This is a genomic window from Chryseobacterium indologenes (assembly GCA_016025055.1).
GTDB classification, from domain to species: domain Bacteria; phylum Bacteroidota; class Bacteroidia; order Flavobacteriales; family Weeksellaceae; genus Chryseobacterium; species Chryseobacterium indologenes.
Genome location: CP065590.1, coordinates 3643873 through 3670558, shown reverse-complemented (window position 1 = coordinate 3670558; position 26686 = coordinate 3643873). Strand labels below are relative to the sequence as shown.

The 26686-nt window shown below is 38.6% G+C and carries 19 protein-coding genes and 2 pseudogenes; 11 read left to right on the top strand and 10 right to left on the bottom strand.

Annotated features, from left to right (window positions below; translation table 11 throughout):
- The first annotated feature begins 20 nt into the window (after window positions 1-20).
- From H3Z85_16865 to H3Z85_16830, 8 genes are all read left to right on the top strand, one after another.
- Complete coding sequence (locus H3Z85_16865; GenBank protein QPQ51014.1) at window positions 21-734, top strand: hypothetical protein; 714 nt, start codon at window positions 21-23, stop codon at window positions 732-734.
- A gap of 172 nt (window positions 735-906) precedes the next feature.
- Entirely contained in the window at window positions 907-1449 is a 543-nt protein-coding gene (locus tag H3Z85_16860) for a TetR/AcrR family transcriptional regulator (protein QPQ51013.1), read from the top strand.
- Between the two features lie 42 nt (window positions 1450-1491).
- Window positions 1492-2352 (top strand): tail fiber domain-containing protein, encoded by an 861-nt coding sequence (locus tag H3Z85_16855; GenBank protein ID QPQ51012.1) that lies wholly within the window; start codon window positions 1492-1494, stop codon window positions 2350-2352.
- A 90-nt stretch (window positions 2353-2442) separates the two neighbouring features.
- Window positions 2443-8091, top strand: coding sequence for a hypothetical protein (locus H3Z85_16850; protein ID QPQ51011.1), 5649 nt, complete (start codon window positions 2443-2445; stop codon window positions 8089-8091).
- Window positions 8092-8403: 312 nt separating this feature from the next.
- Window positions 8404-9237 carry a sigma-70 family RNA polymerase sigma factor gene (locus H3Z85_16845; GenBank protein ID QPQ51010.1) on the top strand — a complete coding sequence of 278 codons (834 nt, stop codon included), beginning with the start codon at window positions 8404-8406 and terminating at the stop codon, window positions 9235-9237.
- Between the two features lie 44 nt (window positions 9238-9281).
- On the top strand, window positions 9282-9863 hold the full coding sequence (locus tag H3Z85_16840) for an NAD(P)H-dependent oxidoreductase (GenBank protein QPQ51009.1): 582 nt from the start codon (window positions 9282-9284) through the stop codon (window positions 9861-9863).
- A 2-nt stretch (window positions 9864-9865) separates the two neighbouring features.
- On the top strand, window positions 9866-10222 hold the full coding sequence (locus H3Z85_16835; protein QPQ51008.1) for a nuclear transport factor 2 family protein: 357 nt from the start codon (window positions 9866-9868) through the stop codon (window positions 10220-10222).
- Window positions 10223-10414: 192 nt separating this feature from the next.
- Window positions 10415-10798, top strand: coding sequence for a nuclear transport factor 2 family protein (locus H3Z85_16830; GenBank protein QPQ51007.1), 384 nt, complete (start codon window positions 10415-10417; stop codon window positions 10796-10798).
- A 57-nt stretch (window positions 10799-10855) separates the two neighbouring features.
- On the opposite strand, the gene H3Z85_16825 is transcribed toward H3Z85_16830, so the two are convergent.
- Complete coding sequence (locus H3Z85_16825) at window positions 10856-13105, bottom strand: excinuclease ABC subunit UvrA (GenBank protein ID QPQ51006.1); 2250 nt, start codon at window positions 13103-13105, stop codon at window positions 10856-10858.
- Between the two features lie 51 nt (window positions 13106-13156).
- On the opposite strand from H3Z85_16825, the gene H3Z85_16820 reads away from it, so the two are divergent.
- Window positions 13157-13579, top strand: coding sequence for a MarR family transcriptional regulator (locus H3Z85_16820; protein ID QPQ51005.1), 423 nt, complete (start codon window positions 13157-13159; stop codon window positions 13577-13579).
- 203 nt (window positions 13580-13782) lie between these two features.
- On the opposite strand, the pseudogene H3Z85_16815 reads toward H3Z85_16820, so the two are convergent.
- From H3Z85_16815 to H3Z85_16775, 9 genes and pseudogenes are all read right to left on the bottom strand, one after another.
- Window positions 13783-14504 (bottom strand): annotated as a pseudogene (locus H3Z85_16815) (sterol desaturase family protein).
- 68 nt (window positions 14505-14572) lie between these two features.
- A complete protein-coding gene (locus tag H3Z85_16810) occupies window positions 14573-14842 on the bottom strand; it encodes a hypothetical protein (GenBank protein QPQ51004.1) in 270 nt (89 codons plus the stop codon).
- Between the two features lie 76 nt (window positions 14843-14918).
- Window positions 14919-16265 (bottom strand): peptidase S41, encoded by a 1347-nt coding sequence (locus H3Z85_16805; protein ID QPQ51003.1) that lies wholly within the window; start codon window positions 16263-16265, stop codon window positions 14919-14921.
- Window positions 16266-16269: 4 nt separating this feature from the next.
- A complete protein-coding gene (locus tag H3Z85_16800) occupies window positions 16270-16947 on the bottom strand; it encodes a hypothetical protein (GenBank protein QPQ53928.1) in 678 nt (225 codons plus the stop codon).
- A 245-nt stretch (window positions 16948-17192) separates the two neighbouring features.
- Window positions 17193-18116 (bottom strand): T9SS type A sorting domain-containing protein, encoded by a 924-nt coding sequence (locus tag H3Z85_16795; protein ID QPQ51002.1) that lies wholly within the window; start codon window positions 18114-18116, stop codon window positions 17193-17195.
- Window positions 18117-18184: 68 nt separating this feature from the next.
- Window positions 18185-19484: pseudogene (locus H3Z85_16790) on the bottom strand (hypothetical protein).
- A gap of 57 nt (window positions 19485-19541) precedes the next feature.
- The gene (locus H3Z85_16785) at window positions 19542-19700 is read right to left on the bottom strand and encodes a hypothetical protein (GenBank protein ID QPQ51001.1); all 159 of its coding nucleotides are present in this window, start codon (window positions 19698-19700) and stop codon (window positions 19542-19544) included.
- An 81-nt stretch (window positions 19701-19781) separates the two neighbouring features.
- A complete protein-coding gene (locus H3Z85_16780; GenBank protein ID QPQ51000.1) occupies window positions 19782-23066 on the bottom strand; it encodes a TonB-dependent receptor in 3285 nt (1094 codons plus the stop codon).
- Between the two features lie 59 nt (window positions 23067-23125).
- Complete coding sequence (locus tag H3Z85_16775; GenBank protein QPQ50999.1) at window positions 23126-24082, bottom strand: FecR family protein; 957 nt, start codon at window positions 24080-24082, stop codon at window positions 23126-23128.
- Window positions 24083-24312: 230 nt separating this feature from the next.
- Between H3Z85_16775 and H3Z85_16770 the strand changes: the two genes are divergently transcribed.
- On the top strand, window positions 24313-24936 hold the full coding sequence (locus H3Z85_16770; protein ID QPQ50998.1) for a sigma-70 family RNA polymerase sigma factor: 624 nt from the start codon (window positions 24313-24315) through the stop codon (window positions 24934-24936).
- A 665-nt stretch (window positions 24937-25601) separates the two neighbouring features.
- Complete coding sequence (locus tag H3Z85_16765; GenBank protein QPQ50997.1) at window positions 25602-26447, top strand: RteC domain-containing protein; 846 nt, start codon at window positions 25602-25604, stop codon at window positions 26445-26447.
- Window positions 26448-26686 lie beyond the last annotated feature (239 nt).

Here is a 26686-nt window from a genome sequence, read left to right as displayed (position 1 = left end):
CTCACTTAAACCAGATCCGTATGTTCGAGAAACTGATTGATAGCTTTGAGAAACTTTGTCTCCAGATTATTATTGAAATCTTATTAGTTCCTGTAACTATTTTCAAATTATTTCAGCAGCCGTCCCGTTGTTATGATTTTTCCGTGCATGCAATGGAAAAAGATGAGACTGAACGTTTCCAGGACTATTTGTCGCCTATTAAACTTTCTGTATATACATCCGTTATGATCTCGGTTCTTTTAATGGATTATGGTGGAGAGCAAAATTTCATTTCCAAAATCAAAGGGTTAAGTATGGTTGAAAAAGCCTTATTTATATTTTTGATGAATAATTTTACCGCTGTTTTATTCAGTGTCATTCTATTGGTTTATAAAAGGGAAAAGGTAAATTCAGTAACGTTCCGTACCTTATTATTTTCATTTATTTATACTACAGTGTACACTTCTACCCCATTTTTTCTATTAATACTTTCAGCCATGTTTCTGGGACAGACCATTGATGTACAGTCTTACCTTACTCATCTCGAAAAAATTGAAACTTACACACCAAGGGATTACGCTTTTTTTATCGTATTTTTACTATTTCTCATTCTCGGTATGATCGGACTTTTCAAATTATTGAAAGCTTTACATTATATTCTGAAAGAAAATTTCCGTTATCATCCTTATGTAGTCTGGATTTTTACCTTACTATTTTTCTTTTTCCAACTTTATTATGCAAGAGGATTTGTCTAAAACATTTTCAGAAAAATAAATCTTATATCTGTTCTTTATAACTCGAAAAAGCTTTTTACGAGGTGATTAACTATGGATGTGCAACAACAGCTATGATTTACATTTAAGATTTTATTAACACACATACCAGTCTGTTCATTTTTTGTTTAAATTTGTTGCAAACCTCAATCCTATGCCTAAACCCCGCGAAAGAATTCTACAGACATCGATGACATTGTTTCATCAACAGGGCTATAACAGCACCGGTATCAATCAGATTATAGAGGAAGCTGATGTTTCTAAGGCCAGCTTTTATCAGCATTTTAAGTCAAAAGACGATCTCTGCATCGAGTTTTTCAACAGAAGATTTGATTACTGGGTTTCCGAGCTTGAAAGTTTTACCTCTGACGCAAAGACCACTGAAGAGAAATTCTTAAGATCATTTGACTTTCTGATATATATGAATCAAAAAGAGGATTTCAGAGGCTGCAGTTTTTTGAATATTATGTCCGAAATACCGGTTGATAAAAAAGAAATCCATACCCTGATCCGCACTCATAAAAGTAAACTGAGAGCATCTTTCGATGAAGATCTTAAGGATGACATTCTTGCTGCACATATTTATTTACTTTTTGAAAGCTGCATCCTTACAAGCCAGCTATACAGATCCAATGAACTGATTGAAAAATCCAAGCTCATCGTAAAAAACCTCCTGAAAACGTCATCTTCGCACTAAGGAGATTGAGATATATTCAAATAATCAGCAATTAAAAAAACTATGAAAAACTCTATTTTTTTGCAGAAAAATTATTCTGCAATGTTCATCTTATGCCTTTTCGGCACTGTTTCTATGAGCTCATCCATGTACTCTCAAGCTGGTAAAATAGGTATTAATACGGTAAATCCCAAAGCAACTTTGGATATCAATGCCAAAACAGATGGTTCTTCGCAAGCTGAGGGTCTCCTGATTCCCCGCCTCACCGGAGATCAGATTCAGACCATGACCTCCAATATACAGCCGGGAACCGAATCACTGATGATTTATGCAACTGCCGCCCCCGCCTCTCCTACTTCAAAAGTATCAAAAATAACGCAACCGGGCTATTATTTCTGGAACGGTAACAATTGGGAGAGTGTAGGGATAAATTCTAATATTTACACGGCAGATGGCAGTATTACCACTCCTTTGGCAGCAAGAAATGTTGATCTCAACGGTAAAAATCTTGTTTTTTCAGGTAACGGAAGTGTCGGAATCGGAACAGCTCCTTCAGCTTCGGCAAAACTGGATGTAGCGGGGACCATAAAAGCCAGTGCGATTGATTACAATTCTGATGAAAGACTGAAACAAAATATTACGGACATAGAATCGTCGGAAGGATCATTATTAAAGTTAAGACCTGTCACCTATTTCTGGAATGAGGCCGGAAAAAAGAAAGGAGGAAATGCTCAGCTCCAGTATGGTCTGATTGCCCAGGAAGTTGAAAAATTCCTGCCTAATATCGTTAGCACAGATCATGAAGGCTACAAATCCGTAAATTACAATGAGCTGATTCCGTTGCTTCTAAAAACGGTTCAGGAACAAGATAAAAAAATCGGAGAATTACAAAGAGAGATGCAATTGATGAAAAAGTCAAAATAATTGAGTGAAGGTCAATTTTAGACGTCTGCAACGCATCGGGAGCCGGATATACAAGTCTCGGCTCATTGTTAATCTTGCTATTCAAATACCATGAAACTTAAACTGTATTTTATTTTCTTATTTCTGGTCAGCCAGACTTTTCTGTCCCAAAACAACTATTATTGGGTAGGAGGAACAGGTTCCTGGAGCGACCTGAACCACTGGCGCATCGGTTCCGTGTCTGGGCAAACCGCCACCATTATCCCGTCCCGTTATGATAATGTATACATCACTTCCGGAAGCGGATTTACCTCAGCGGGAGGATTGCTGACAATTCCTTCTTCAGCAACGTGTAAAGATTTCATTATTGATGATTCATTTACAGGAAAACTTGCATTTCCTTCAGACAGTGTTTTTAATATTTACGGAAATCTGAAGTGGAAATCCAATGCAGGTGTCTATTACAATGTTACCATGAATCTGTATTCAGACAGCTCAAATCAGACGCCCAATCTCATTGATATCCAAGATAACCTGATCAGTCCGGGATTCATCGGCACATCGTATATTTCATCTTTTAATCTTAAAGGGAACGGGACTTTTAAGCTGGTCAAAAATTTTACCAGTAATGGCCTCTTTCAGTTCAATATCAATGACAGTGCACTTCTTGATACCGATCATAAAAACATCACCGCACAGAATCTGACCCATATATCAACTGCGGCCTCCAGATTCGGAACCTCTACCCTGACAGCAACGAATGCCATGCAGTTTAATTCAACTGCCAACCTCACCCAGGCTACACTTTCTTTCTCATCGCTGACTATTCAGACAACACAGGATATCAAAAAAATTACCCTGCCAACAGGGGCATATTATCAGATTTCTGCGGGTAATTCCCTGAAAGTAGACGAGTTAACAGGGATCGGAACCGGAAGCAGTACTATCACGGGAAATGAGCTGAATATCAATAAAATCGATCTTTACGGACTCAATATCACGGCCAATGTATTACAAGCAAATGATGTGGTTTTGGGTGATGGAAGCTGTGATTTTTCGGGAAAAAGATATGAAATTAAAAATCTTAGTCTGGGCAGAGGAAATGTGGTACTAAGAGCGCAGCAGTTTGACATCAATAATCTCGTGTTAAACGGTGGTTTGTATACCTTTCGACAAAACCAGAGTCTCACCCCCAATTATTTTCAGGTTACTCAGACAATGATTGCCAATTCTTCATGTAACGGAAATATTCCACGATTTGGAGGAGTAGACAATACAACTCCTGTGAATATGATTCTCCCTTCCTCAATCAATGGAAACGGTACAGCTTCCCTGTCGGATTATAATCTCATTGCGGTAAAACTTACCGGCGGCGGATCAATGACTGCCGGAATGGATGGTGGCAATAATACCGGTAATATTACATATTCCGGAATTCCTTCCAAAACGCTGTATTGGATCGGTGGTGGTGGAAGCTGGAACGATCCTTCCCATTGGGCGTTTACCTCGGGCGGTGCGGCAGCCAATTGTATTCCTCATATGTACGATGATGTAGTCTTTAATGCTTCCTCCGGTTTTACTTCAGGAAACAATACTATTACCGCTACAGGACCCGTTTTTGTCCATAACATGACCTGGAATAACGCTCCTGCTACCCCGGTCTACAATCCTGTCACCTATGTCTACGGTAATGTATACCTCCAAAAGGATATGTCGGCATCTGCCAGCAAGTTCAATATCTTTAAATACAATAATACAGGTCCGGCTGCCAATCGTTATATGAACTTTGAAGGGCAAAAAATAGCCCAGCTGAATGTTTCCGGTAATGATAATTTCTACCTGATGGCTGCTACCATTTCATCCCTATACGATGTGGAGGTGGCCGCCAACTTTAATTTTGATAACAATGCTATCGTGAGTAATCTGTATGCAGACGGCAGAAAAATTAAGGCCCGGGAATTCTGGCTGGGCGGTAACACGATCAGTATCGATAATGCTATCCTGCAAATGACTACCCTGAATATCAATACCAGACAGACGATTACAGCACCCAACACGTCTGTGTATATCCAAAACTATAACGGAAAGTATTATTACTCAGGGAACGGCAATCACTACTTTGGCAAAATTTTTAAGGAAGGTCCCTTTCAGGGAGATTTTAGATCTGTCAATACCGGAATACTTCAGGTAAATGCAGGAGATATCAGATTTCTTGATGCTAATAAAACGGATCATTTCATCATCAATTCTTCTTCCCATATTATGATGAACGATTCTTCCACCCAATTAATGGTTAACAAAACCTTTGTCTACAACCGTAATGACTGTGATCTGGCGGTTAATTTTACGGGATCGGGAGGAAATAATCTTGTTCTGGGAAATGTCATCAACGGAAATGGATTTGTTGAGCTGAACAGAATGAATATTTCCGGAATTAACGCAACATATATCAATCCGGTACAGGGGGCAAAGCCCGTCAATGCGGGTAATTCAACTGACGGCGGGAATAATTCAGGGATCAATTTCACTGCCGCCAATGTCAAAAATTTTTACTGGAAAGGAGGATCGGGAAACTGGACTGATATCACACATTGGTCACTTGATTCCACAAGTTCGAGAGTTACCTCTACCTGCGGTATTCCGACAAGCAATGACAATGTATTTTTTGATCAGAATTCAGGGTTTATGACCAATGGCATTACCGCCATACAATTATCCGGTGATGTAACTGTGAATGATATTACTTTTAGTGGCTTACCGGCCAGCTCAAGATCATATTTCGGGGGAACGAACAATTATTATAAAATGAATGTGAACGGAAATATGGTCCTTCATCCCGGCTATTATGATGCGGGATATTTCAGCGGATTTACCTTTATTAATACCAATAAACCCTCTGATATTATCAAGAGCCTGACCCCTAACGGAGCTTCTTCCGTACTAACATTTTCGGGAAATGCCAGATGGAAAATAAACAGGGGAACTTCAGCCTATGACCTTGACGGGAACTCTCATATCATTCAAAACAATATTCCGGGAAATGTTCTGGACATGAGCGGAACTCTTCTGAAACTTGTGACATTGAATGTAAACGGAGATCAGTTGCTGATGAATAACGCAGATATTACCATCAACTCCACTTTCATGGTCAATACCGCTAAACCTGTTGTCAATACTGCGAACAGTGTCATTAAAATCATCAAAGCTTCAGGGAGTATAGCGAATGAAATTACCTCTAACAACCTTAGTCATTATTTTGAAAAAATAGAATTTACCAATACAACAGGTTCTAACGATTATGTAATGAATTTTAACCTGACCGGCGGAATTATCAATAACTTCATTGTTCATTCAGCATCGGGATCCAGACTTGATAAGGTAAATCCTTCCCTCACCATCAAATCTCCGCTGACGGTTAATCACCTGACGATCGAAAAGAACAACCATATTGCTTTAGAAGCCAATCTTCAGGTAAACCAGTCGCTGCTGATGCTGGGAGACTGTGTTGATAAGCTTATTTTTTCTTCCAACAGCCTTCAGCCGAGGTCACTGATCCTTCCTGATTATACAAGCAATCCTTCCGGTTATTCAATGGACAGGGTGCAGTTTAAAATGATTTCGTCTTCGGGAGGTCAAACCTATCTCACCACAAAAAGTACCGATTTGGGAGGAAATACCGGAATTAATTTTCAGGATGCAATCCCGGCCAATGCAAGAAATCTTTATTGGGTAGGCGGTCAGGGAGAATGGAGAGATCCGCTGCACTGGTCTTTGACTTCGGGAGGAGCACCGATTACAGGTTGTGATATTCCAAATGGTGCTGATAATGTTTTTTTCGATCAGAATTCGGGATTTACAGCCGGACAGAGTAAAATTATAATCAAAGGGAGCAATCTTTCAAAAGCTAATAAAATTACATTCAATAATGCTATTAACCAACCGATACTGGATTTCGGAGCGAGCACCAATGCTATGTATTACCTGAATGTATATGGAAACCTGGTGCTGCAAAATGATCTTAAGATCAATGTTCCCGTCTCGCCTTATGGCTTACACCGCAATATCATTCTGTCTCAGGGGACGGTCAGTGGAAAAACACGTTATATCGATACCAGAGGAGCGTATATCTACCTTAATATCAATGCACAGGATTATTTTGAATTGAAAAGTCCTTATCTCGGAGATATTAATTTTAATAATGTGGCCGGATTTAAAACCAACAGCCAGCCCATGACCCTCGTTAATTTTAGCTGGAACCAAACTACCAGCAATAATCCTGTTGTGGATTTCGGTCAATCAGTTGTGAACGGAACAAGAGTAAACAGTGCGGGGACACCCAACTTTTATATGGCAAGCCTGCCTGCCTATAATTTTTACAGTCCGTATTTCAGTATTAATTCAGGAAATAATCCGGTGACTTTGAAACTGTCTGAAACCAAAATAGAAACAGGGTATTTTGTCACCAATACTCCGGAAGCTTCAATTCTGGGAGACCTTACGATATGGAAGGATGGAAATCTCAATACGGGAACAAAAATATGGGATTTCAGTAAGATGACCTTTCTGGGAAGTTCTTCAGTGAATTCCGTAAGTACGCTCTCCTCTTCCGGAAAATATAAAACATTATACTTCAATCCCGGATCTTATCAGGTAAACAGCCACCAGACAGTTACTGAAAACCTGTTTATGACAGGAACTCCATGTAACAGAATTTCTGTACTCAGATCAACGACAGGTCAGAATATGATTAATCTTGATCCTGCAGCAAAATACACCATGTTCTATGCTTCTATTAAGGATATGAATTTCTCACGCCCGGTCAATGCTTATGGGAACAGTCAGGATCTCGGAAATACCGCCAATCTGAATATAATTCCGACTGATGTACAGGCCGCAGGTTTCGGGGGGAATAAAACCCTTTGTGCTTCGGAATTTCCAAAGACTTATGACGCCTCCACCTTATTTGGAACAGATCCTAATGCATCGTATACATGGACTAAAATCAATTCACTTAATTCAGTAGTGATCGGTAACAGCTCGTCGATAAGTTTTGCACAGCCCGGAAATTACAGGGTGAATGTTACCTATGGTCAGGATGGATGTAATATTACTGAAGATTTCAGCATTTCTTCCGTTACTTTACCGGTTGATTCTACCATTTCTTCGTCAACAAGTACCATACGACAGACTACTGGCGACGTGCAGGTAAAATTCAAAGGATCACTTGCGCAGCCTTATATTTTCACCTATACTCTGAACGGTGGGCCGGATCAAACGATTACCTCAGCGAGCAATGGAGAAGCCATTATTTTACATCCCGGGAACCAGGTCGGAACATTTGTTTACCGTCTGAAAGGGATGAGATTTGCCAATGGTCAGGCTTGTCCGATAGATCTCAACAATAAAGAAATTGTGATCAATGTCAATCCGGAGTGTCCGACTCCGGGCGTGATGATGCTGATGAACGGTATTCTGAGGGGTTGTACCGCTTCAGCCGGAGCACGGCGTATCACAGAATTACTTCCTTCAACAATAGCCAATCCTCCGACTGACAACGGCTTAAACAGGTTTATTTCAGGAACAGGAATCGTGGTCAGGGAAGGAAATGATGTTTTTATGATCCGAAATACTAACGCTTCTCCTGAAACATTGACACTTCCGGCAAGCAAACCGCATGTCGTGGGAGCTGTCATTTATCATAACGATCACTTCTATGAAGGGACAGACAATGGAAAATGGATCAGAGTAGATAACGATTAACCGTAAAACCGACATTTTATAAACCGCATGGGAAGGATCCGATGCGGTTTTTTACGATTGATTCTGTGATCATGTAGGATTAACATGTAACCGTAAAATTGAAAGCGGGCTAAAGCCCGCCCAAATTGAGGAAATACTAATAGTTTTGCTTTTTAACCCCAGATGCACCAATTGTCATAAATCATGCTCGCGAAAAGCAGCTATTGAAGTTTAACGACAAGATCTTTTATCTTTTATCTTTTATCTTTTATCTTTTATCTTTTAATCATCTGTCACGTTTTCTTCACTAAGTTTGTCTTAAAAAGAAATATTATGCAGGAAAAATACAACATTCTGCTTACCTATGCCTATAATATTACCGGTTCTTATGAAGATTCGCAGGATCTGGTACAGGATGTAATTGAAAAATATATTTCTTTGGATAAATCCGAGATCAGGAATGAAACTAATTTTCTGATCAAAAGCACCATTAATCATGCGATTAATTTTAAAAACAGACACGGTAAAAAAATGGTGTATGGAGAATGGCTTCCGGAACCTCTTTCTTTTGAAAATGCAGAAAATAAACTGATTAAGGAACAAACTGCACGCTATACCCTTCTTGTTCTTTTAGAAAAGCTGAATGCAAGAGAACGTGCAGTGTATATCTTAAAAGAAGCCTTTGACTATTCTCATCAGGAAATTGCGGAAACCCTGGATATTTCAGTGGAAAATTCCAGGAAACTACTAAGCCGTGCCGGACAGCAATTGCAGGATATTGAATATGAGCCGGACAGCGTCAATATCTCTGTTCATGCGGATATTCTTCAGCAGTATCAACTGGCTTTAAGTGAAGGAGATATTCCCAATATCGAAAAACTGCTTACTGATGCAATAAAGCTGTCTGCAGACGGTGGAAAACGGATACGCGTTATCAAAGCAGTAGAAGTTGGAAAATCAGCTACGGCACAGCTTCTGGCTTATGTACAACAACAGTTTTTGGGTAAAAAACCTCATAGTTTTCATATCTTTAATCATCAGCCTGCCATTTGTTTCTGGCAGGACAACCGAATTTATAACTGTCACATCCTGGATATTGATGCCAACGGCATGATCCGTGAAATTTATTCTATTGTAGATCCTGAAAAATTAAAAAGACTGCAATAATCTGTCACGTTTCAGAAATGCTGTGTGTCTTTAAAGAAAAAAGTATGAAAAGACTTCTAAGAATCGACAGCAGTTTAAGAACAGAGCAATCTTATTCACGAAGATTAGGTGATTATTTTATTCAGCATTGGAAAATAAAACATCCTGATGGTAGTATTATTGAAAGAGATGTAACCCGGCAGCCTATTCCTCATATCACCCAACAGACGGTAAATGCCTTCTTCAGCGAAAATCCCGATACGGAAAGTATTTGTTTATCCGACGAACTCATTGATGAGTTATATCAATGTGATGATATTCTGATTACCTGTCCTATGTACAACTATGGCATTCCTTCTTCATTAAAAGCGTATTTTGACAGCGTTATCAGAACAAAAAAAACCTTTACAGGAAATATTTCTCTTAAAGGTTTACTCAATAACAAAAGAGCCTATATCATCTCTTCAATGGGTGGGATGACTCCCGAAACACGAAATCCGTTGGAAAATCATCTTACCCAATTATTAAACCACATGGGAATTACTGATATCAGCTACTTCCCATTGAATGGTACGGTGACAGATGAAATCAGAAATACAGAAAAGATCGTTTTACAACAATCCGAAATTTTAAAACAACTCAATTGATTATGGAACAGATTAAATACACCATTGAGCAATTCATTAAAGGTGGAGATCATAGTGACACCACACTATTAGAAAAAATTCTCCACAAAGATTATCAGAATATTCAGGACGGATTTTTTGATCAACCGGGAATTTTCATCATTCCTAAGCAGGAATACATCAACCTCGTCCGGGATAAAATATTTGGCGGAAAGCCTCGTCAGATCACCTATCATTTTGTGGAACAGAAAAACAATATCGCTTATGCTAAGGTTTCTCTTGAAAGTTCAGCATTGCGGTTTTCTTCACTCATCACCTGTGTTTATGAAGATGGCAAATGGCTGGTTATTACTAACATACCTTCTATAGAAACTAAATAATGTAAGGCCACGGATGCACGAATACGCTCTACAAGAAAGTTATTCGTGCATTTGTAGTTTATACAACAATAAAGCCTGTGTACTCGCATCTCCATCCAGAATCTTTATGGTTATTTTCTCAATAAACCGTTAACAAATGTTATCGTTTGCTTATCAAATTTGGATATAATTTTGTGTTATAACAATACCTTTATGAAACATATTATCCAGCAGGTTTTCAGCAGTATTTTAGAAAATCCTGTATTTGATTTATCATTAATTAAAAAATATTTCTCAAAAGATTACGTACAGTTTGTAGATCACAAACAACTCAATTACGAAGAGTTTATTCTGCACATTCAGAAATTGAAAGAGAAAGTAACTGAACAAAAGATCGATATCCTTAATTATGCTGAAAACGGAAATATTATTTTTACGCATCATATCGCAAAGTCGGCCCTGAAAGATGGCAGCATTGTGAGACATAAAGTATTGGCAGAATTCACCATTCAGGATGATAAAATTGTTCGATGTGACGAATTGACTTTATTGCTGGAGGGTTCCCCTACTGAAAAAAATCTGGGATCTGAAATCTGAAACGGTATTTTACAGAGAGGATAATGTTTCAAAGTGGAGGAGGTTTCTTTTTTCAATCTAGTGAATATGCTTTCTTAGGAACTCTGCAGTATATGACTTTTTGTCTTTCAAAAGATCTTGCGGAGTTCCTTCAAATACAATTTTCCCTCCATATTTTCCTGCACCAGGGCCAATATCGATGATCCAGTCGGCTTGTGCGATGATATCCAGATTGTGTTCAATCACGATTAATGTATTACCCTGTTCTACAAGATGATTAAAAAAAGTCAGCAGTTTTTGTGTATCACTGGGATGTAAACCTGTGCTGGGTTCGTCTAAAACAATAATCTGACCGGTATTTTTCAGTTCCTTCGTTAATTTCAGACGCTGTCTTTCACCTCCTGAAAAACTGTCCAATCTTTGTCCTAATGTCAGATAATCTAATCCTAACTGCAGTAAAAGATCGAAATTTTTAAGCACAGATTCATCTTTTAAAAAAAGAACACCTTCCGAAACCGTCATGCTCATCACTTCTGCAATCGTTTTTCCTTTATACTGATAATTTAATACATCAGGATTAAAACCTGACCCGCTACAGACTTCACAAGGCTGCTCAATATCATCCATAAAGGCAAGGTCTATTCTTTCAACCCCCAATCCTTTACAATTGGGACATGCGCCTTCACTGTTTCTGCTGAACAGCTTCTCTGAAACATGGTTGGATTGGGCAAAAAGTTTGCGTACAGTATCCGATATTCCCAGATAGGTAAGCAAATTCGACCGGGCGCTCGCTGCAAACAATGACTGGTCTATAATGGTGAGATCGGGATAAAAATCCGGCAACACACGATTGATCAAAGTACTTTTTCCGGATCCTGCCACTCCGGTGATGACGCTCATCACCCCGGTCGGAATGTTTACACTGACATTTTTAAGATTGTATAAATTAGCATTTTCAATCTTCAATACTCCGTCAGGCTTCCTGAATTGATTTTTTACAGAGGGCTTTCTGGCAAAATAAGCGCCCGTTTTGCCTTTGGAAGCTTTCAAATGTTCAAAGATACCTTCGTATACTACCTCTCCTCCATTCTTTCCCGAGCCGGGTCCCATGTCTACAATATGATCTGCCATTTTGATCAGATCCGGATCATGCTCTACGATTAAAACAGAATTCCCTTTATCCCTGATCTGCTTGATAATCGATATGATATTTTGCAGATCTTTGGGATGAAGACCGATACTCGGTTCATCAAAAATGTACAGGAGATCAACCAGGCTGTTTCCCAGACTCCGTACCATTTTGATACGCTGCGATTCACCTCCTGAAAGGGTGTTTGTACTTCTGTCCAGTGTAAGGTATTGCAGTCCGATGGTGATAATGTTCTGCAACTTTACGGAAAGCTCGCTGATTACAACCTCATACATTTTAGAATCCAGTGAATTGATAAATTCCAATAATTCATCAATGGCCATCGAAGAACAATCGGCTATATTTTTACCTTTGATCTTACAGGATAATATCTTTTCATTTAGACGTTTACCTTCGCATACAGGGCATGTTTTGGTCATAACAATAGTATTCAGGGCATCTTTTCTTGTAATATTTTCTTTGGAATCTTTTTTCAGGAATGCTTTTTCAATTCTGGGGATGATTCCTTCATATTTAACGGTTTTTCCCCAATCTTTATGAGGATGTTTAGGCTTGTGTTCCGGAGCATATAAGAGCATTTCCCATTCTTTAATGGAAAAGTCTTTGAGCTTTTTATCATTATCAAAATAACCGGATAGGGTATACCTGGTCAGACGCCAGCCTCCCGGCTGAAATGTCGGAAAACGGATTGCTCCCTCCAGTAACGATTTGTTTTTATCAATCAGGGTATTGATGTTCAATGCCTGCACAAATCCGAGTCCTTCGCATTCGGGGCACATTCCCTGGGGATTATTAAATGAAAAAACATTGGAATATCCAACAAAAGGTTTTCCCATTCTAGAAAATAAAAGTCGCAAAGAAGCGGAAACATCAGCAGCTGTTCCCACTGTAGATCTGGCATTTCCTCCCAATCGTTTTTGATTGATGATGATCGGAACGTTAAGATTTTCAATTTTATCTACATCCGGCACTCCGTAATGCTGCAGGCGGTTTCTGATAAAGCTGTTTTGGGTCTCGTTAATCTGACGTTGGGCTTCTGCTCCGATGGTTTCAAAAACCAGTGATGATTTCCCGGAACCGGAAACCCCGGTAAAAACCACAATTTCATGTTTTGGAATTTTTATGGAAACATTTCTGAGATTATTTTGTCTGGCATTGGTAATTTCTATATTTTCCATGATAAAAATACTTAACTTTGTTAATAATTAACTAAGTTAAGCATATTATTTATGAAAACCATTGAAAAAGAATTTTTTAACACCTTTACTGATTTTCAATGTCTTATTCTTGCTCACATGAACAGAGGTGATATTAATGGAGTTACGGCTACCCATTATAATATTATTGAGTTTCTCATGAGGAAGGAAAATGCAACAGGAAGAGAGATTTCTACGGCATTTAAAATCAGTCAGGCAGCGGTATCAAAGCAATTAAAATTTTTGCTCAGTCATGACTTTATTATCCAGAAACAGGATACAACCGACCGGCGGAAATTCAATCTTTCGGTGACGGAAAAAGGGAGGTTTATCGTAGAAAACTCTGAAACTTTCCGAAAGAATATTACCCGGCAGACAGCCTCTATACTCACTACCCAGGAACTGGAAAATTTTAATTACCTGCTAGCTAAAGTTTTAAATCAAATTAAGCTTTAATCATAAAAATGGACAGTATAAAAAACTGAAGGTCAACAAAAGATACTGGTTTAAAAGGATAAGAAATGGCAGATTTTTAAGAGTATTAAAAGATTGTTTCGCCTTCGGCTTGCCATGACAACAGCTAAGTGTGACCTTTTAGCGATCTTATAAAATAAGCGACAAAAATTCGCTACATCCGGCTCTAAACAATTATATAGATCCTATTTGTAGGTTCCAAATAATCTGTCCCAAATAGAAGTGTAAAATCCAAAATTTTTGGTTTCATCCAAGTGATGCTGATTATGAAACCTGGTCGTCCCGACAAAAAGTCTATCAAAACTGGCAGGGAAAAACTCCCGGTTGAGATGTCCTATCGTTCCCCAAATAAGATTGATGATCAAGTAGATGGAAATTGAAATTACGGAAAAGTCATACCCCGCCAAAATAACCAGCATCATCAGTCCAAATCCGATTGTTTCAAAAGGATGCAGTACAAAAAGACTTAAAAAATTAGTGCTTACATGCGTATGATGCTTTCCATGCAACATCCTGTATATAAGTGGTAAGTGCGCTGCATAATGAAAAAATACATGAACAGGTCCATACAAAGGAGCAATGCTGTTACTTCAAGGAAAATGATACCTGCGGATTTATTTTGTCCCAACTCTATCCATCCGGTCTTCCATAAAAAAGCTCCCGTCAGCAGAACCAGGCTATTGCAAGCCACTGTAAGCAGGCTCAGCCACGCATCAGATGATGTAACGGGATGATCGCTTTCCTGCAATGCTTTTTTACGGCAGGTTTTATCAATAAAGAGATACAGCCCTATAGAGAACAGATACAAGAAGATATTGATGACAAAACTGAACACGATCCATTGTGGCCATGAAAATTGCCAGAACAGGTTTATGAATCCGGAAAGGTTTGTTTCATCAAAAATCATACATTCATCACTGTAAGATTGAAGGTATAAATGTATGAAATCCGTTATAAAATCAGGCAATAAAGCTGTTATTTCTGTCTTGCCTTCCTTTTAAGTTCCCGGTATCTTACCGTCAGTCTTTTTCTTAAATTCTCATGATATTCTTTGTAATTCTTTATACTTTGTTCAAGGTTCTTTTTACTAGACAAATAATCTTCATACAAATTACGTAGCTCTGAAATTTGCACCGCAATATCAGAAGACCGGGACTCAGGGTCTTCCAAAGCTTCAACCAGAAGACGATAGTTTTCGATCTTACTGGTGAGGCTTGTGTGAAGTTTAGGTTCTATTCCCTGCATAATTTTACTATTTTGTTTGATTGGGTGAAATGGTAATAAAAACTGAAACAGATAAAATGGCGACAAGTCTCCCATTTTACCAGGCTTTCCTTTCTGCACCGGGCATATCACTTTGATATAAAATCTTAACCTGATGTGAGGAGGAATGACCGTTCACTGATTTTACATATACATCAGTCAACGCTGATGAAATTAATGTTTCATCCGGATCGCCCAAAGGACGCAATGGCAACTCGATAAACTCATTGACTTTAGTTTGTGGAGTAATCCCGTTACTGTATTCTCCTGATCCATTGGCATTGAACACTTTATAGATAACGGGATGAATCTGCCATGGTATTTTTTTCGGTTTACGCTTGTCTTCTACGATAAATCCGGCCATATCTTTTCCTAAGGTAACATCTCCTACCTGGATGACCTGCATATAAGGTTTCAGATTATTAACTACTATTTCTGCCGCCGATGCTGTACTGTTTGACGTCAGAATATAGACTTTACCCAGGCCCAGTGCATTGGTCCGCAATGTATTAAAATCAAGGGCTTTTGGATCATAGGCAACCTGTTGGGCAAATGTTCTTCTGACTTCGCCGCCATTTTTATTTCCTTTAAAAATAATGAAAGGAGAATTTCCAGATATCCCTGAAGGAATCAAGGAACAAAGAGCGGCAGCTGAGGATACAGAACCTCCGTAATTATATCTTAAATCCAGGATCAGTTCCTGAACTCCTGCAGCTTTAAATTCTGCAAATTTCTGATAAAGTGCAGAGGTCATTCCATCCGGAAAGTCATACACATAAAGATATGCTGTCTTTTTACCGTTTTTATCAAAAATCCCGGCTAATAAAGGTTGTTCCAAGGAGTAGCCATAATACACGGTAATATCTTTTTCATCGGCAACAGCATTGTTTTTCCAGGATCCGACTTTAAGATCAATGACCGTCTGTTCTTTCATGGATGAAGTGATCGCTTCTGCATTGTCTGCCGTAATTAGTTTACCGTTTACTTTTGTAATGATCATTCCTCTTTCCAGTCCTGCGTTGAACGCCGGTGAATTTTTAAGGACCAGTTTTATCACAGTCACGACCTGCCCGCCGGCAAGCTGAATTACCGTATAATCAAAACCGTACATATTCCTTATAGAGCGCGGATAGCTTGAGGGATCCTGAGTATTGACCATAAACGAAAAACGGTCCTGAGGAGACAGCAGACTTTTGAAAAAATCTTTAGCCGGAAGATGATAATCCGGTTTGGAAGGCATCTGATCTGCCCAATAATAATACCGCCTCATACTGTCCTGTACCCACAGATTAACAGACTCCGTACTTCCTTCCGGAAAGACGGGCGGGCCGTCATCCGCCGTATTGGTACAGGAAAACAGAAAGGCTGCTATAATAAGCCATTGAAATAATACAGTTTGTCTCATATTGCTACAGATATCCCGAGATATCAATATCTCCTTTTACCGTCCATATTCCGTTTTCCATTTTTTCCTGAAGAACAATCATATTGGCTCCTGTATGCTGATTGATTTTAACTTCAATCTTCTGGGATCCTGCATATGGTTCTGTGGTTCCGGGTTTGTACAGTTCAAGATAGGCAGGGGTAAGCGGATTAAAAGAATTATAAATTTTCACAGTAGTAAAATTATCTTTTCCGATGTTGTCAAATTCGGCCAGTACTACTCCGTTATCTCTTTTCAGAATCCCTTTTACATTTTTAAGGGATGAACCGGAAAACTGTCCCAGATTGGGAAAGATAAATTCAAATCCTATCTTCCCAAAGTTCACCTGAGGTTTTACAGCATACGTCTGGAGAAAAACTCCGGGAAGGTTAAAGAAATACAGGTTTTTATACTCGTCTACATTATCGTAGCTGATGGTGTATTTTGCAATTTCTGTCCCTGTTTCATTGTTATATATTCCCAGTTTGTTGTGTTCACCCTCATCAAGAACAAACTGAAGTTGAGTTTCTATTTTATTGGTATACGAAGTACTTCCGTTAATAGTAACCGGAACTCCGTTGAACCTCAGCTGAAGTACATCAGGTTTTGAGAACCCCTTAATAGTGACTTCTCCAGGCTTTTGTGCTTTATCATATTTTTCCATGACAGTGTTGTCTGCGCATGAAAACAGGATGGTAAAGAATACTAATGCAAAGATCTTATTCATCTTTTTGAATTAATTATATCATTTAAACTTAAAAATATTGCCCCGCCCTTCTTGCGGGGCAATACACAATTATAAAAAAACTAGTCGGATATGCTTCGGATCACCTTTTTTTGGGGGCTATCCATTTTATATATTGACAATCAGGGATTCCCGGTAATAATTGATTTACCTGACTTAATTGATTATTTTTTAATAAATTTCAAACGTTCAACGGTGTTCCCATCGGTAATTTCTGCGATGTAACTTCCCGCAGACAATTCTCCGATATGAATAGATTGAGCATATTGAACATTAATGACTTTCTGCCCTGCAGCATTGTAAATGGCTACGATCGCTGTACTTTCTTTAAAGGCCGGATTAAGCTTTAATTTCAAAGTTTCTTTTACCGGATTTTCTGCTATCTGTGTTAAATTTTTATTCTTTTTTACATCCTTTGTTCCTAAAAATGCTGTGGCATAAATAGCCATTTCATCAATATTGATATTTTGAATATTATTACCGGAAGGCTTTCTGTTTGACCACATTCCGATATAAATTTTCTTCCCTGCAAAAGCGGAAAGATCCACCTGATTCTCTACAAATTGAGTAAGGTCGGCAGGGAAAGGATTCGTAGAGCCTCCTACCTGTATTTTGTAAGGACTTGGAAGATCATTTCCAGATCCGTCTACCGTCATTGCCTGGAAATCAGACAGTGCAGGAACTTCTTTTTGAGGTGTACTTACGAAGATATACAGATCACGTCCCACGATAGTGTGAGTCGTTCTCTGTCTTCCGATAGAAGCAACAAGAGTAACTACTCCACCGGCATTTGTCAGATCAATAGGAGGAGAAATGATCCAGTCATTTTCCGTAGTAAATCCTGCCGCACTTCCGTTTGGTAAGAGACTTATTGAATGACGAAGGACACCGGCAGCACCATATACCATATCTGTTCCGTTGTGATAAATATTCTGCCCCTGAATCCATCCGTTGTTATTGTTATTCAAATCATGGAAAGACCATCCCTGAAGATCAGCCGGAGTATCAAAAGTATTCCCCCACACCATGGTTTGTGCTGTAGCCAGCTGAGTTAAAAACAGGACAGATGATAAAATTATTTTTTTCATAATACTTACATTAGATTTTTAAATAGAAAAGCAAGGAATCAGCATATGCTGTTCCCTGCTTAATTTTTTTACTCTACAATGGCAAAATTGTATTTTGTCCAGATCCCTTGGAAGTTTCCACAGTTTCTTGGCGATACATTCCAGCTTCCTTCGTTAAAGAATGGCTGGCTCATGCCCCAAGATGCAGCGGTAGTTCCCGTAAGAAGATTAGCAACAGGAATTCCTGCTGTACCTGCTCCCATTACAGAAGTTGTAAAGCCATGAACTTTGATTGAGCCTAAGTTAGAAGCTGCAGAAAGCTCAGATCCTGTACCTTCTACTCTGATTCCTGTAGGATATCCTGTCACAACAACGTCATTTAACGTTAATTTACCGTATCTTCTGATGTGGATCCCGTTTTCATAAGCGGCACCTTGTCCTGCTGCACCAAATTTTGGTCCTACGATGGTAAGATTGTTGATCACAGGGTTTGTAATCAAGGCAGTAGATGTACCTGTAGCATTGTTATCAAGCTCGATACCATTAGAATCAGGGCTTCCACCGCTTACTGTGTGTGCTGAATTGTAATCAGCTAAAGAAAGAGCACAAGTAATCGTTCCTGTATATCCGTTATCGAAATCAAAGTTATCATCTTCAGCAGCGAAAGAGATTAAGTTGGTAGCATTTACGGTACCTCCGAAGAATTCGAAAGAATCATCCTGACCGTAAGATACCTGGATATGATCTAAAGTGGTTCCGTTTCCAACACCTCCTAAAGATAAAGCGTTTACTTCGTTACCGGAGTTTGCCCCTACGAAATCATATCCTGCGAATTCGATACGTACATATTTCAAAAATTCCTGCATTATGAGAAGGATTTGAACCTCCGAAATAATAATCACTTCCTGTAAGACCTTCAATAGTTGTCGTAGCAGGTACGTTGGTAGGAGCATCACCAAGAAGAATTACACCTCCGAAATCTCCCGGACTTGCTGTAGTATCTTCATCTCCATCTAAAAGTCTATAACTTGTAAAAACAATTGGCTGAGACTCTGTACCTGTAGCATTGATCTTACCTGTTTTAGTAATCACAAGAATTCCTGAACCTTCTCCGGCAGCGTTTGGCTTAGCTTTGATGAAGGTTCCCGGCTGGATGGTAAGTGTTGCTCCGTTTTTCACAGCTACAGTACCATCAATCTCGATCACTCCGCTCCACGTTGTGTTGGAAGTAATGGGACCACTCACTTTAGTAACAGGAAGTGAAGAAGCTGTAAGGTATTCAGCTGAAGTAGGCTTCATTTCGAACGGTGTAGAAGAATCTGCAAGGTTATCATGTTGACAAGCAGTAAGGGATAATGCAGCAGCTGCAATTAGAGTTAATCTTTTCATTGTTATAATTTTTGTTGCATCCGGTTGTTGTTTTGTAATACCGGAAGTTTTTAATATTCAGAAATACCTGCCTCTATATTCCTGCGATTTGGTTTTTATGTACGCCAGGCATTTCATGAGGAGCTGATCTGCCTGCGTTCCCTGTGCATCCACCATTGTCCGGGAAAGACAGTAGTGGCCGGTTGTTTGCTGATCCGGTACTGATGTGCGCTTCATCAGTATGTATCCGGCTCATATTCAGGATTCCGAAACCTGTGGAGGTCTGTCAAGAGCTCTTATCTGTTATTGTATCAAAGATTAAAATGTATAAATCACATTTAATCCGAATATTCTTCCACTGTAAGCACGGAATAAGATTTTATCAATATTCTTATCATACTTATCTGTAGCCCCGGGCGCCAGTTCCATCGATTCTCTGTCTGTCAGAACATCACTGCCCCCGCCATTCTTTTTGGCTACATAAGAATTGAAGTTGTTGTAATACTCTTTAACCCTGTTAAAAAGGTTTTTCACATTCAGTTTCACTTCAAGATTCCGGTTTCTAAGGAATTTATAAGAGATCTGTGCATCTGCCACTGCATAAGGACGCTGTATTTCTTCTCCGTTATATGAATACCCAACGGTGATATACTGGTCACCTTTTGCATTATAGAGAAAACTCAACCCAAGTCTTTCTCCATCATACATTAATCCTAAATTATAAGCATAGGGAGTCTGCCCGTACAACGGTCTCGATACTTCGTAAGTAGCATCCTCAGGGCCTGTTTTTTCTTTGTCTTTGAAAGCGATTACTTTGGTGCTGTTATAGGTAAAATTCCCGCTTACAAAAAGGTGAGACAGAATTGGATTCTGAGCAATAAAACCCAGGTTTTTTCTGACCTCCACTTCAAGGCCCTTCAATTTGGCATTCTTTGAATTTCCATTATAGAGATAGAGGTTTCCTTCCCCGGAAATGAATCCCTCACGCTCAATAGGGTTATCAATATTTTTATAATAGATTCCTGCAGAGAATATTTCTCCCAATCCCGGAAACCACTCAAACTTAAAATCATAGTTATTGACTACAGAAGATACCATTGAGGTATTATAAATCTGGCCATTGGCTATGGGATCAAAATAGGGCAAACCTGTTCTTTCATTGAACTGTGGCCGGATAACGGTTTTGTTGTACGCCAGTCTCACATTCATCTTATTGGTAGGGCTGTACGTAAAATTGGCAGAAGGCATCCATTGCCACGGCTTGTCGTCGATCACCGGTTTATTGACATTTCTTGCATCGCCGGAATCGATCTGTTGAGAAATGAGATCATATTGGAAATATTCTGCTCTCAACCCCCAGACTAAGCGGAATTTGTTCCTCCAACGGTTATCAAACATCACATACATGGCATGCTGCTCTACTTCTCCTTCATATTTATCATTATTATACAACGGTCTGGTTTCCCACGCAATTCCTCCGGGTGCATAATGAGAACCGTCAAACCAATCACCAAGAGCACCGTACATTTGTAAAATCTTACTGTTGGGTACATTTCTTTTTTCATCTACTCTCAGTAAAAATTTCTGCTGTTGATTGGTATTATTCTTTGAAGCTCCTGCATAGCCTATTTTTATATCATTTTTAGATGTATTCCGGTCAAAACTCCACTTGAAGGAAGCCCCATAATTGTAATCAGTTTCCTTACTGGCGATGTAACCTCTTGCAAAATCACTGGAAGAGTTGTTGACCTCATGATAGTTTAAAATCTCGCGTCCTATAAAATTGTACAAAGTCTGATGCATTGTATAATCTTTGGTATCGGAGGAAACTCCGGTTCTGGCTGCAAACCAGTTGATTTCCATATTTCCTATTTTATGATTTCCTTCCAATTTGTTTTGCAAAAACATCTGGTACACAGGATAATCTGTATTTCCGGTAAAAGGTTTATCTAAGGATTTAATCTGTGAGGGATCGTTATTGGGAATAATTCCATTGTAAAAGTAATTGTAGGAAGCTTCAGCATTGGAGGCCATACCGCTTCCGCCGGTATATTCGTTCCAGCCTGTAATTCTTGTCAGTGTATTATCATAAATATGGGTGTATGAATTACGGAATGAAATTCTGTTCTTATTAATCTGTAAACCGAAATTAAGCATTCCTGCTACGGTAGAATTGTAATTGTATGATGCTCCCTGGTTTTTAAAATTATAAAAAGTAATATTCCCTTCAGGATCTCTGGGGCTGTTGGTGTCCAGCCAGTTTCCTCTTCCCGTATGATCAATATCGAGTTTATTCTGTTCATTTTTAATGATGAAGGCCCCTGCAAAACCCCATTTGCTGTTGTTTTTGAGAGCATAGGTACGTCCTAAAGCTACCTGGATATTAGATCCCATGTCTCCCCTGGTCTTATATGTTGTAAAATTGTCATTCACAAACTGTTTAGACTGATCGAAAATCTTAGGATTGTTTATAGCGATGGCTTCCAGACCTTTCGGAAAATCTCTTGTTCCGTCGTCGTACCCGAAATAATCGTATTTGCCTCTTTTACGGGTGAGAGCTTCTTTAAAGGTTGCCTGGTCATTATACGAAGTTCCTAATGTTACTGTGGTGAAGTTCTCATTGGGAATATCTTTGGTTTTCACTTCCACATAACCTCCTGCAAAATTGGCATTCATATCCGGAGTAGCTGATTTGCTTACCACGACACTTTCTACCATGGCAGTGGGAATGATATCAAATGAGAAGTTCTGATTATAAGCTTCTGTGCTGGGAAGATTAATCCCGTCCATGGCTGCTGTATTCCATCGTTCTCCCATTGAACGTACAACTACATATTTATTGTCTATGGTTGTAATTCCTGTGACTCTTTTTAAGGTTCCTCCCACATCACTGTCCGGTGTTTTGGAGATCTGCTCGGCGGAAATCCCGTCGCTCATCTGAGCTGCTTTTTTCTGCTGGGTAAGTAGTCCGGCCTGTGTATCTGCTTTACGTGTTGCCGTCACAACCACTTCTTTAATGTCTGTAATTTTGTCTGAGGCAGCATTTAAAGCAAATGATACGGTATTGGTTTCTTTATTGACAACGGATAATTTTTCAACCCTGAGCGTATTGTATTTTTGAGCCTTAACCGTAAGGGTATAGATTCCCGATGGAAGGTCTACCGTAAAATCTCCGTTATTATCCGTCTGTACGGTCTTGTTTGCAATACCTACTTCAGCTCCTGCTATGGGATTCCCCACTTCATCAACGATTTTTCCGGCAATACGCCCGTTTCCCGATATAGAAACATTAGAACCTTCATATTTTATTGAAATAAGGTCTCCGTGTAACCGAAATACGACAGGAAGCCCGCTGGTAATATCTTTCAGGCAGCTGTTGATAGATGTATTTTCACATTTTACTCCTTTTACCTTCAATTCTTTTATATCTACCTTTGAATACGCCAGTCTCATCCCGGTTTTTCCTGCAAATTCTTCCAATACTTCAATTAACGGTTTGCTGGCTGGAACAGAAAATGAAACTTTCTGAACCAACTCCTGTGCTTCTGCTGCGACAGTAAAAAATAACGCTGCTATGGTAAACCCACATTTCAAACTTTTCATACGTAAGTGTTCTCTTTTGATTTAAAATTATCTGACTATATTTTTTTCGATGGTTGTTGTTATTTTTTCAGAGTATAGATATTATCTTTTGCCTGAACCTCCAATCCCAGTATGAAAGCCAGTGATTCAATATTTTGTCCGAAGGTTCCTCCTGTAAAATCGGCTGTAATTTTCTTATCTTCCATTTCTTTGGGATAATGGATTTTTGTAGTGTAGTTTCCTTCCAGAATGGTAATCACTTCTTTTAATGGGACATCATTAAAACTTAAAGACAAGAGCTCAAAAGCTTTTTTGCCTGAATTTTTATCCGGCACCATTGAAATAATGGCTGTGGTATGGGCAATTCCGAAATTGGTCCATTTCTGATTGGGCTTCAGGTAAGAAACCGGGGTTCCTGCAGAAGAGACCGCCACCTTACCTTCATAAAGATCTACAGCTTTTTTCTTCCCGGACTGTGAAATCTTAAATATCGTTCCCAATACTTTGGTACTGAAACCATCTGCATTGACGATGAATGGATGTATTTTTGATTTTGCTACGGAAAATACGGCATCTCCTTTCAAATCTACTACTCTGGTAGAGGCAGGAAATGATTTTTCTATCTTAAGTTCTGCTCCCGGTAATAACGTAACCACAGATCCGTCTTCAAGATAAACAGTACGGTTTCCGGCTCCTGCAATGTAAACATCAGGTTTTATGAACATTGTATAGGTAAAAATGCCTCCCAATGACAAAAGCAGAATAATGACTGCGGCGGTTTTATAGAGAGATCTTTTAAACCTGCTGACAGGAATGATAGCTGTTGGCGGAAAATAATTTTCTAATCCGGAGAGTACCCTTTCCTTTGATTCTTTCATATGAATGAGATCCAGATCCCGGTCGGTATGATACTTCCATTGTTTTAAAAGTTCACTTTCTTTTTCAGAGATGGTATCTTCTGTCACTTCTCTTTCCCAAAGTCTGAAAACAAAGGATTCAATATTTTTATAGGTTAAACGTTTCATAGAGTCTTTCATGGTATTCACAGATACTTCTATCTATAAGACAGTGAAAATGAAAAACTTCCCTAAGGCATTATTAACGTTTTATTCATATTACACCCAAATTGTTAATAATTTTTCCAGTTTTTCACATTTGCTCAACATTGGACTCCTTTTTAAGGGGTGTTTTTCAGAAATATTTAATCTTAATACACCCAAAGTTCATAAAAAGTTAATTTTCCTTTAGGTAATTTTGTGGTCAGATTATGAGCCCGACAGATTCCATATTATTAAAGAAAATAAAATCAGGAGACCGCCCTGCATTTATGCTGCTGTATGAAAGATACTGGGATAGTCTGTACCGTTTTGTTTTTGTCCGTACAAAGGATAAGGAGATTGCAGAAGAAGTTCTTCAGGATCTTTGGATAAAAATCCTTGAAAATACGGATAGCATCCAAACCGATGATTCTGAAAGTGCCAGAGGCTATCTATTGCGCCACCTTCACTACCGTATACTTGATTATTATAACAACTACAAAAAAGCACCTCCTACCCTGAGTATTGACGAATTTGATATCCCCAACGAATCAGAACTTACGGATTCGGAATATTTCGAAATTCTTGAGGAAAATGAAATATCAGATCTGTTGTCTATGATTGATGAAGTGGTCAGCCAACTTCCCGTAACTGAACAACAAGTATATGATATGCGAATACGAAAGAATATGTCGGTAAATGAAACAGCAGAAGCATTGGGAATAAGCAATAAAACGGTCAGTAACAAACTGAGCAAAGCATTGGGCGAAATCCGTGAAAAGCTAAGCCCGGATTATAAATCGTCGAAAAAACTGGTTTCCATTCTCTTACTGATGGAAATACTGACAAAATAATAAACAAACCCTGCAATTATAAAATTGCAGGGTTTGTTTTATTATACTTCTAAAAACCAAATGCACATTGCTGGATATCATGCACCAAGCATCAAATTATAAATCTTTTGTTTTTTAGCAAAATCTTATACTTTCCAACAAAAGTTCTTATACTCAGCTAGCCTACAAAAAGTAATTATTAATAAATGCCACACGAAAGGATTCGTGTGGCAGCGGGCGTCAATGCTAAACTTTCGGGCGACTTTGCTCAGCGTTTTTTTATTCTATAATCTTTTTATAACAATTCTCCCCATCATGGTAGCCAAAGCAAAGTACAATATTTTTATCTTTTTTAGCTAAAAAGATTAATATAGCCCAAAGTGGCTAATAAATAGTAGTTTACAAGAGAGGGAAACTCTATCGGTAACGATTTAGTAATGGTGCTTACTGCACTTGCTTTCATTCGATTACCTTGTAAATCAATACTGCAAATATAAAAAAATAAAAGGGTAAAGTACATTGGAGCTTTACCCTTTTTTCATTAGTGCTAATAGAAAAATCTTTGAAAAAAATTCCCACACTGGGGGAACCTGTGATATTGGTTTCAATATTATTCCCAAATTTTGGCATATCAACAACAGTTGCAACTCCGAAACAAATAGTGAGAACCTCTAAAAGACTATGCTATGGAAATCGTGTTGAATAAAATTTTATCGCAAATTAGGCATCAGGAAGATAAACTTTCTTCTCAAATGATGCAAACAACGGAAGAGGCTTACCAAATGACTTTGTTCCTAAATGAAATGCTGTGTACCATAAAAGCAAAAGTTTTACAGGATGGATTTACAAATGAGCAGCAGGAAATTGACTTTTTCAAGAACATTAAACCACAAATCTTAGGAAAGCTCATTTACTATAACAAAGTCTTCCGCATTGAAACTACCTGCCCCGTTAGCAATGGCAAAATACATCAAAGCTATTTTGAGAACCTATTAAAAACCCTCAAATCAGAATACAAAGAAAGTATTTGCAATGAGGATTTTTACAGGTACTATCGGACTGGCAGGATAGACCGTGACCATAGTTATTTCAGGCTCGGAAAAGTCAATTACCACGATGGATTAAAGAGTGGCGTATTTGAAATTGACCTTAGTTTTTCTACATATTATGATAACAAAATAGCCCATATTATAGCGAATGAATTACTTTATACTTTTTTGCTTACCAAAATAAATCCCGAAAAAAATCCCGATACCGTTTTAATAAACGGAGATACACACAAAGATATTTCGTGGACAAATTCTCAAAATGCACTTATCGAACTGATATACGCTCTCTATGTTTCCAATTCCATTGCACACGGAAAAATCGGCATCCGAAAATTAGCATTGATTTTTCAAGTACTATTCCGAACTCGCTTAAACGATATACATCACTCTTTCCACCGAATGAAAACAAGGGCAGGCTCCCGAACGGCATTTTTAGACCAGCTCAAAATATCCCTCGAAGAATATATGGATAAAGACCTTTAACTATTTCAATACAGTGATTTCAAAGCAGTACACAATATGTACTGCTTTTTTTGCCCATATCTGCCAATTGGCAAATGTTCTCAAAACTTCATTACAAAATATCCAAAATCCCCTAAAACCCTTATTAAACAAGGGTTTTCCCTAATTGTAAAATTTTTCAAAAAAACGCCAAACCAATTGGCAAGGCTTGGCAGACAAACACTGCCACCTTTGACAATTTTGCATAGTAAACTTTAAAA

Bases quoted from the DNA above. Each gene is read 5' to 3' on its own strand.
- H3Z85_16795 (QPQ51002.1), bottom strand. From the start codon at position 18,116: ATGAAAAAAATAATTTTATCATCTGTCCTGTTTTTAACTCAGCTGGCT.
- H3Z85_16835 (QPQ51008.1), top strand. From the start codon at position 9,866: ATGGAACAGATTAAATACACCATTGAGCAATTCATTAAAGGTGGAGAT.
- H3Z85_16820 (QPQ51005.1), top strand. From the start codon at position 13,157: ATGAAAACCATTGAAAAAGAATTTTTTAACACCTTTACTGATTTTCAA.
- H3Z85_16840 (QPQ51009.1), top strand. From the start codon at position 9,282: ATGAAAAGACTTCTAAGAATCGACAGCAGTTTAAGAACAGAGCAATCT.
- H3Z85_16780 (QPQ51000.1), bottom strand. From the start codon at position 23,066: ATGAAAAGTTTGAAATGTGGGTTTACCATAGCAGCGTTATTTTTTACT.
- H3Z85_16860 (QPQ51013.1), top strand. From the start codon at position 907: ATGCCTAAACCCCGCGAAAGAATTCTACAGACATCGATGACATTGTTT.
- H3Z85_16810 (QPQ51004.1), bottom strand. From the start codon at position 14,842: ATGCAGGGAATAGAACCTAAACTTCACACAAGCCTCACCAGTAAGATC.
- H3Z85_16770 (QPQ50998.1), top strand. From the start codon at position 24,313: ATGAGCCCGACAGATTCCATATTATTAAAGAAAATAAAATCAGGAGAC.
- H3Z85_16825 (QPQ51006.1), bottom strand. From the start codon at position 13,105: ATGGAAAATATAGAAATTACCAATGCCAGACAAAATAATCTCAGAAAT.
- H3Z85_16785 (QPQ51001.1), bottom strand. From the start codon at position 19,700: ATGAAGCGCACATCAGTACCGGATCAGCAAACAACCGGCCACTACTGT.
- H3Z85_16765 (QPQ50997.1), top strand. From the start codon at position 25,602: ATGGAAATCGTGTTGAATAAAATTTTATCGCAAATTAGGCATCAGGAA.
- H3Z85_16805 (QPQ51003.1), bottom strand. From the start codon at position 16,265: ATGAGACAAACTGTATTATTTCAATGGCTTATTATAGCAGCCTTTCTG.
- H3Z85_16800 (QPQ53928.1), bottom strand. From the start codon at position 16,947: ATGGAAAAATATGATAAAGCACAAAAGCCTGGAGAAGTCACTATTAAG.
- H3Z85_16830 (QPQ51007.1), top strand. From the start codon at position 10,415: ATGAAACATATTATCCAGCAGGTTTTCAGCAGTATTTTAGAAAATCCT.
- H3Z85_16845 (QPQ51010.1), top strand. From the start codon at position 8,404: ATGCAGGAAAAATACAACATTCTGCTTACCTATGCCTATAATATTACC.
- H3Z85_16850 (QPQ51011.1), top strand. From the start codon at position 2,443: ATGAAACTTAAACTGTATTTTATTTTCTTATTTCTGGTCAGCCAGACT.
- H3Z85_16865 (QPQ51014.1), top strand. From the start codon at position 21: ATGTTCGAGAAACTGATTGATAGCTTTGAGAAACTTTGTCTCCAGATT.
- H3Z85_16775 (QPQ50999.1), bottom strand. From the start codon at position 24,082: ATGAAAGACTCTATGAAACGTTTAACCTATAAAAATATTGAATCCTTT.
- H3Z85_16855 (QPQ51012.1), top strand. From the start codon at position 1,492: ATGAAAAACTCTATTTTTTTGCAGAAAAATTATTCTGCAATGTTCATC.